Origin of the sequence: Bradyrhizobium oropedii, assembly GCF_020889685.1 — a bacterium.
Classification (GTDB): domain Bacteria; phylum Pseudomonadota; class Alphaproteobacteria; order Rhizobiales; family Xanthobacteraceae; genus Bradyrhizobium; species Bradyrhizobium oropedii.
Genome location: NZ_JACMYO010000283.1, coordinates 1 through 7,855 on the forward strand (window position 1 = coordinate 1; position 7,855 = coordinate 7,855).

General features: G+C 63.4%; 6 protein-coding genes. 5 read left to right on the forward strand and 1 reads right to left on the reverse strand.

The window, feature by feature from the left end; translation table 11 throughout:
* The 5 genes from H8A95_RS40235 to H8A95_RS40255 all read left to right on the forward strand — a co-directional run.
* A partial coding sequence (locus H8A95_RS40235) for a zinc metalloprotease (protein ID WP_229188070.1) occupies positions 1-4,816 on the forward strand: 4,816 nt, incomplete at its 5' end.
* Between the two features lie 276 nt (positions 4,817-5,092).
* A complete protein-coding gene (locus H8A95_RS40240; protein ID WP_229188071.1) occupies positions 5,093-5,590 on the forward strand; it encodes a phage tail protein in 498 nt (165 codons plus the stop codon).
* Positions 5,591-5,602: 12 nt separating this feature from the next.
* The gene (locus tag H8A95_RS40245) at positions 5,603-6,106 is read left to right on the forward strand and encodes a phage tail protein (RefSeq protein WP_420839529.1); all 504 of its coding nucleotides are present in this window, start codon (positions 5,603-5,605) and stop codon (positions 6,104-6,106) included.
* 9 nt (positions 6,107-6,115) lie between these two features.
* Positions 6,116-6,643, forward strand: coding sequence for a phage tail protein (locus H8A95_RS40250; protein WP_229188073.1), 528 nt, complete (start codon positions 6,116-6,118; stop codon positions 6,641-6,643).
* A 7-nt stretch (positions 6,644-6,650) separates the two neighbouring features.
* Positions 6,651-7,229 carry a GNAT family N-acetyltransferase gene (locus H8A95_RS40255; protein WP_229188074.1) on the forward strand — a complete coding sequence of 193 codons (579 nt, stop codon included), beginning with the start codon at positions 6,651-6,653 and terminating at the stop codon, positions 7,227-7,229.
* Here the strand turns inward: H8A95_RS40255 and H8A95_RS40260 are convergent.
* Positions 7,211-7,513, reverse strand: coding sequence for a DUF6916 family protein (locus H8A95_RS40260; protein ID WP_229188075.1), 303 nt, complete (start codon positions 7,511-7,513; stop codon positions 7,211-7,213). The two genes, H8A95_RS40255 and H8A95_RS40260, sit on opposite strands and share 19 nt — an antisense overlap.
* Positions 7,514-7,855: the final 342 nt, after the last annotated feature.

Consider the following 7,855-nt stretch of genomic DNA (forward strand, 5'->3'; position numbering starts at 1 on the left):
TCCGGCCACGATCACCGCATATGATGCCTTCGGCAACATCGCCACCGGTTACGCAGGCACGGTGCACTTCACGTCGACCGACGGCCAGGCCGTGCTGCCGGCCAACATGACGTTGACCAACGGCACCGCCACCTTCAGCGAGACCCTCGACACCGCCGGCAACCAGACCATCACTGCGACCGACACCGTCAGCTCGGCCATCACCGGCACGTCGAACGCCGCGACGGTCACGGCTGCCGCCGTCACGCATTTTGGCGTGAGCATCCCGGCCAACGGAACGGCAGGAACGGCCGGTTCGGGCACGGTGACCGCGCTCGACGCCTTCGGCAACGTCGTCACTGGCTATGCGGGCACGGTCCACTTCACCTCGAGCGACGGCAGCGCCGTGCTGCCCGCCGACATGACGTTGACCAACGGCGTCGGCAGCTTCAGCGAAACCCTCGATACTGCCGGTAGCCAGACCATCACCGCGACCGACACCGTCAGCGCCATCATCACCGGTATCTCGAACGCCGAAACGGTCGCGCCGGGTGCGGCCATGCATTTTGTGGTCAGCATCCCCGCCAACGGCAGGGCGAACGTTCCGGGTTCGGTCACCGTCACTGCGCTCGATGCCCACAACAACGTGGCCACCGGCTATACGGGCACGGTGCACTTCACCTCGACCGACGGCAGCGCGGTGCTACCGGCCAACATGACGCTGACCAACGGCGTCGGCACCTTCGCTGAAACATTCGAGACCGCGGGCAGCCAGACCATCACCGCGACCGATACCGTCAGCGCCGCCATCACCGGCACCTCGAACACCGAAACGGTCGCGCCTCCTGATGCGCCGCCCGTCGTCACCGCCGGCCACACCCTGAACTATCTCGAGGGGCAACCCGCGACCGCGTTCGACCCGGCATTGACCGTCACGGATTCGGATTCGGCCGATCTTGCGCATGCCACCGTCCAGATCACCGGCAACTATGTCAGCGGCCAGGACGTTCTCGCCTTCACCGCATTCGGCAACATCACTGGAACGTTTGATGCCGTACACGGCACGCTGACGCTGACCGGCAACGATACGGTTGCGAATTATCAAACGGCGCTGGATTCGATCACTTATCTCAACACCAGCAACAACCCGTCCGGCCTGGCCCGCACGGTCACCATCATCGCCAACGACGGTATCGTCGACAGCACGCCCGTGACCGACACCATTGATGTGACGCCGGTCAACAACCCGCCGGTGGTGACATTCGGCGCGATCACCAACTTCAGCGAGCCGCCGGTCGGCACGCCGCCGGCGAATTCCGTCCCGGTCACGATTGCTCCCAACCTCACGATCACCGACGTCGACAGCACCAACCTGATCAGCGCGACCTTCGAGCTGAACGACCTCAAGCATTCGGACGCGCTCTCGATCTCGGGTCACGCCGGCTCGAGCGGCGACATTGGCAGCATCCACTTCGCCATCACCAGCACGGCCACCACCGAAACCGTCACCCTGACCGGCACCGACACGATCGCGCACTACAATGCCGTGCTCGATCTGGTTCAGTTCAACAACACCGGCGAGCCCCCCGACACCACGGCGCGTTCCTATACCGTGACCGCGGTCGACGACGGCGGCACCGCCAACGGCGGCACCGACACCGGTTCCGCAAGTGCGAGCCAGACCGTCACCGCGATCGACGATCCGCCCACCGCGACGGTGCCGTCGGATGCATCGGTCGGGACTGCATTTTCACACACCAACCTCGCGATATCGGGGCTTTCGGTCGCCGACATCGATTCCGCGGGTGGCAATGAGATCGCAACGATCACCTCCAGCCACGGCGCGCTGAACTTCAACACCACGGGCCTCGCCAGCTCCACCAACAACGGCAGCCACACCGTCACGCTCACAGGCACGATCGCGCAGATCAACACCGCGCTGGCGACGCTGACCTATAACAGCGACGACGGCTTCACCGGGGCGGACGCGATCTCGCTGAACATCAACGACAACGGCCACACCGGCACACCCGGCGCGCAGACCTCCGGCCCGCAGACCTTCCACGTTGGCGTTGTCCCGCAGGTGTTCTATATCGACAACTCGGCGACCGGCAGCACCAACGCCGGCACCCAGGCCAATCCATACACCTCGATCGCGGCCTTCAACGCCGCGAATCCGGCGGGCTCCGGCGACTACGTCGTGCTCGAGCACGGCACCGGCACTTACAGTGAAGCCAACGGCATCAGTCTCGCCAATGGCGTCAACCTGATCGGCGGCAGCCACACCCTGCAATTCACCAATCTGGTGACCGGCGCGCTGGTCACGGCCAACACCGGCTCCGGCACCGATCCGGTCATCCAGGTCACCGGCGCCCACAACGGCATCGACCTGCTCGGCACGTCGGGTCACACCATCACCGGCGTCAGCATCAACACCTCGGCCTCGACCGGCATCGGCATCAGCGACGACGGCAACAATGTCGGGACCGTCTCGATGTCCGACATCGTGATCAAGACCGCCGGCGGCGCCGGCATGAGCTTCACCCATGGCGGCACGATCACCGTCACCGGCAGCAACAACACCATCACGTCCACCACCGGTACCGCGCTCGATGTCGAGAACACCAATATCGGCTCGGGCAACATCACCTTCCAGAGCATCTCGTCCACCGGCACCTCCAACAACGCCGGCATCATCCTCAGCAACACCGGATCGGCCGGCGGCCTTGCCGTCACGGGCACCGGTGCCGCTGGATCCGGCGGCACCATCGACAACAAGACGGGCAGCGACATCTTGATCGGCAGCGACGCCAACGGACAAGCGACGTCAGGCACGAACGGGACCGGCATCTTCCTGCACAATACCGCCAACGTGTCGCTGACCGACATGTCGATGCATGATTTCAGCAACTTCGCGATCTACGGCAACAACGTCATCGGCTTCACGCTCGCCAACAGCACGATCAACGGCACCAACGGCACCACCATTGCCGGCGACCGCGAGGAAAGCAGCATCCGGTTCGACAATCTGCTCGGCACCGCCTCGATCACGGGGTCGAGCATCTCCGGCGGCTTCGACGAGAACATCGACCTCTACAACACCTTTGGCACGCTGAACCGCCTGACGATGAACAACGACACGTTCGGCCTGATCGGCTCGACCGGCAACGATAACGTCCGCGGACAGGTCTACAACTCTGCGACCGCCAACTACACGGTGACGAACAGCACGTTCACCGGCACGCGGGCCGACTTCATCGCGTTCGCGGCCAACAACAACTCGTCGATGGACGCGGTGGTCCGGAGCAACCTGTTCCAGAACGGCGAAGCGATCGTCCCTGGCGGCGGCACCGCGGTCGATATCCGCAGCGGATCCGGCGGCCTCGTCTCCGCCGCGACCACCACGTTCGATATCTCGCACAACACGCTGACCGGCGGCGGCGCCAACGCGTTCGACACCGTGGGCATCTTCGTTGCCAAGGGCCAGGACAACGGCACCATGTCCGGCACGATCGCCAGCAACAACATCGGCCCGGCGCTGACGAACTCGAACTCCGACGGCATCTTCGTTCGCGACGCCGGCGCCGGCAGCCTGACGACGCTGATCCAGAACAACACCATCACCGGTGTCGGCGACTCAGGCATCGCACTCCAGAACAACGACGGCAGCTCGACCCTGAACGCCACGCTGTACGGCAACTCGGTGTCGTCTCCGACCTCCACCAGTCCATTTGCCGCGCTCGATGTGGAAAACGGTGCGACGGCGACCGACACCAGCACGACGAACGTCCTCGTCGGCATGGGCTCCGGCGGCACGGGCAGCAAGAACACGCTGAACCATAGTACGAGCTACGCCACCGACGTCGAGCTGAGCAACTTCAGCGCCAGCACCCATCTGAACCTCTCGAAGAACGGTTCGACCTCGGGCAGCGCTGCGGGCGTGATCGCCGACGACAACAGCAGCACCACGGGCACGATCGGCATCGACACTACGGGCGGCAACGGCACGACGACGTTGGTCTCCTCGGTGCCGACGCTTCCCGCGGTGGTCGCGCCGCTGCTCGCCGAATCGGGCGGCGTGCAGGCGTCGACGCCGACGACGGGTGAGATGCACCTGACGCAGAGCGAGCTCAACTCGGTGGTGTCGTCGGCGATCGCCCAATGGGCGGCCGCGGGCGCCAGCTCGGCCCAGCTCGCACTGCTGCATGCCGTCTCCTTCAGCGTCGCCGATCTGGCGGGCCAGATTGTCGGCCAGGAAAGCGCCGGACATATCACGATCGACACCGATGCCGCCGGCCACGGCTGGTTCATCGATCCGACACCGTCGAACAATTTTGAATTCGCCAACGCCCTCAATGCGTCCGGCACCGACCTGCTGACCGATTCGTCGACGGCAGCAGCCGGACATCTCGATCTCCTGACCACCGTGACGCACGAATTGGGCCACGTGCTCGGCCTCCCCGACACCATCTCGCCGTCCGATGTCCACGACCTGATGTATATCGGCCTCGCCGACGGCGAGCGGAGGCTGCCGAGCGCCGCCGATGTCGCGCAAACCGGCGGCGCGACGACAGGCACCGGTTACACCCAACAGAACTTCGTGTTCACGCAGACCAATACTTTCGCGGGCCAGCAGACGACTACCACTCCGACCGGCAGCGCCGGTCACTTCGACCTCGCGGCGTTTGTCCAGAATGCCCAGGCATTGTCCGATCTGTTCAGCGGGCAATCCAGTTCCGGCACAGCCTGGTGGTCGGGCCACGAGACGCAACTCGCTGCCATGGGCGGCTCGCCGGTCGACAATCACGTGCAGACCCATCACGATCTGGTAGTCTGATCCAATTTCGCGCGACAACAACGCCTGCCGGCACAATCCGGCAGGCGTGCTGCATTCGGGCGCGAGCGTTTACGCCAATCGAAGCAGTGGATCATCCGCATCGTTACGACGACGCGAATGCGTCAAGCGCGAAACAAAAATCGCGATAATCAAACAGTCGTTGAGGTTGCACTTGGCGCAAAACACGCTATCGTGCACTCGTTGTTGCGCGACCGTATTTGCCTTGCATTTTAATTGAGTCTCTGACGAGACGGAATCGTTTGGGCGGAGGGACCGATGTCTGAACCGTATCTCTCGGAAATCAGGATGATGTCGTTCAGCTTCCCACCGAAAGGCTGGGCCCTCTGCAACGGTCAGGTGCTGCCGATCAATCAGAACCAGGCATTGTTCTCGCTGTTCGGCACGACCTACGGCGGAAACGGCACGACGAATTTCGCGCTGCCCAATCTGCAAGGAAAGGTGCCGCTGCATATGGGCGGGGGCTTCACGCAGGGGCAGACCGGCGGTGAAACATCCCACACGCTGACGATTTCCGAGATGCCGCAGCATCCGCATACATTTCAGGGCACGAGCAACAACGCCGACAACGTCGCGGTCACCGGCAATCTGATGGCGACGTCGGCCAATCTCTATACGGCCGCGGCCAATCTGACGACGCTGGTCCCAAGCACCGTCGGCTATGCCGGTGGTTCGCAACCTCACGAGAACATGCAGCCTTATCTCACGATCAGCTTCTGCATCGCGTTGCAAGGTATCTTTCCCTCCCGAACCTGAAGGATTCGCGCCATGGGCCAGCCTTACATTGGCGAGATTCGCATGTTCGGCGGAAATTTTGCGCCGAACGGCTGGATGTTCTGCCAGGGACAAATCCTGCCGATCTCCCAGTACGACACGTTGTACAACCTGATCGGAACGACGTATGGCGGCGACGGCCAGCAGACCTTCGCGCTGCCGAACCTGCAAGGCCGCCTGCCGCTGCACCAGGCCAGCGGCTTCGTCATGGGCCAAAGCGCAGGCGCCGAGCAGGTGACGCTGACCACCCAGCAACTGCCCACGCACTCCCACCCGATGGCGGCATCCCAGAACACGGCGACCAGCAGCACAGTGGCGGGCAACGTCGTCGGCACTGTGGGAGCGACCCAGATTTACCGCGAGGTCGCGGCCGCATCGCCGATGGCGAACCAGGCCTGCACGTTCATGGGCGGCAGCCAGCCGCACGACAACATGCAGCCTTACCTCTGCATCAGCTTCATCATCTCACTCTACGGCATTTATCCGAGCCAAAATTAGGACGGGACCATGTCTGATCAATTCGTGGCCGAGATTCGCATTTTCCCGTTCAACTTCGCGCCGCGTGGGTGGGCTTTGTGCGATGGCCAATTGGTGTCGATCTCGCAGAACGCCGCACTTTTCTCCTTGCTCGGCACCACTTATGGCGGCAACGGTACGAGCAACTTTGCGCTGCCCAACCTGCAAGGCAACGCGCCGATGCATCCGGGGCAGAGCAACAGCGGGACCCTGTATGTCCTCGGACAGACCGGCGGCACGACAACGGTGACGCTGCTGCAAGCCCAGATGGCCCAGCACAACCACGGGGTTCTGGGCAACATCGGTCAATCCGAGCTCGCAACACCCAGTCCGGCACGCTCGCTTGCACGTGCCAATCCGGGGCAGGCCTACACGGCGACACTGACCAACATTTCGCAATTCTCGGCAACGAGTTCGATTCTGCCGGCCGGCGGCAACCAGGCGCACAACAACATGATGCCTTTCCTCACTCTGAATTTCTGCATCGCATTGCAGGGCATCTTCCCGCCGCGCAGTTGAACCGGCCATGACGCATGGCTTGAGCACCGATACGGCTGCCGCGGCGTTCGGATGGACACGCGCCGCGGATGCCGGCCTCACGTTTCGTCGTATCACCGATGCCGACTTGCCCTTTTTGGCGCGACTCTATGCCTCGACCCGCACCGACGAACTGGCGGTCACACCCTGGAGCGCCGAGCAGAAGGCCGCGTTCCTGGCCATGCAATTCCAGGCGCAGCACGCGCACTACCAGCAATATTATCCGACAGCCGACTGGCTGGTGACGACGCGCGGCAAAGAGGATATCGGCCGTCTTTATGTCGATCGCTGGCCGAGCGAGCATTGCGTCATCGATATCGCCTTCCTGCCGGAACATCGCGGATCGGGTCTCGGCGGAGCGCTGATGCGCGACCTGCTCGACGAGGCCGCCGGAGCCGGCAAGGCCGTGTCAATCCATGTGGAGAAATTCAATCCCGCGATGCGGCTCTACCGGCGGCTCGGCTTCCTCACCGAGGAGGACAAGGGCGTCTACGACCTGATGCGCTGGCGCGCGGCGGCGGCAGCTTCCGGCAAACAGGCTTCCGACTATCAGGTGAAGACCGCCTGATAGCCATTGCCGTCGCCGAGCGGCCCGATCGGCACCAGGAAGATTTCGATCTCGCCCAGCATCGGATGCCGCACCGGATAGATCGCCTGCGGCAACCACGCGCCCTTCGGCCCCTCGAACAGCAGCGAGAACGCACCGCCCAGCCGGCCGCTGTTGCCCGCGGGCTCGACCTTGGCGAGCTTCAGCTTGACGACGCGATCCGCCGCCTGCAATTCGAACTCCGCATCCTGGTGCGGCCTGAAGGCATCAATGTGCAGCTTCGCCAGATCGACGGTGGATGTCATGCGCACGTCCTTGTTGCCTTCGAGGTGTAACACACGCCGCGGTGTTGCGGTCGAGATTTTCTGCAAGATGCCCATTTTGAGCCGAAAGTCTCCGTCGTCATCGGAGACGTTGCTGTCGTCAACTCGTCATTCCGGGGCGTGCGCAGCACGAGCCCGGAATCCATCGGGCCGCGGGCACGTGGCTGAATGGATTCCGGGTTCTCGCTTCGCGAGCCCCGGAATGACGGGGCTGCCTTGGAAGAGGGCAAGTAAACGCAAGACTCGGACGCGTCAGCGCCGCGAGGATGCGGATGCATGATCACAAGCAGTTCAGCATATTCAGTGTCGTCCCTGCGAAAGCAG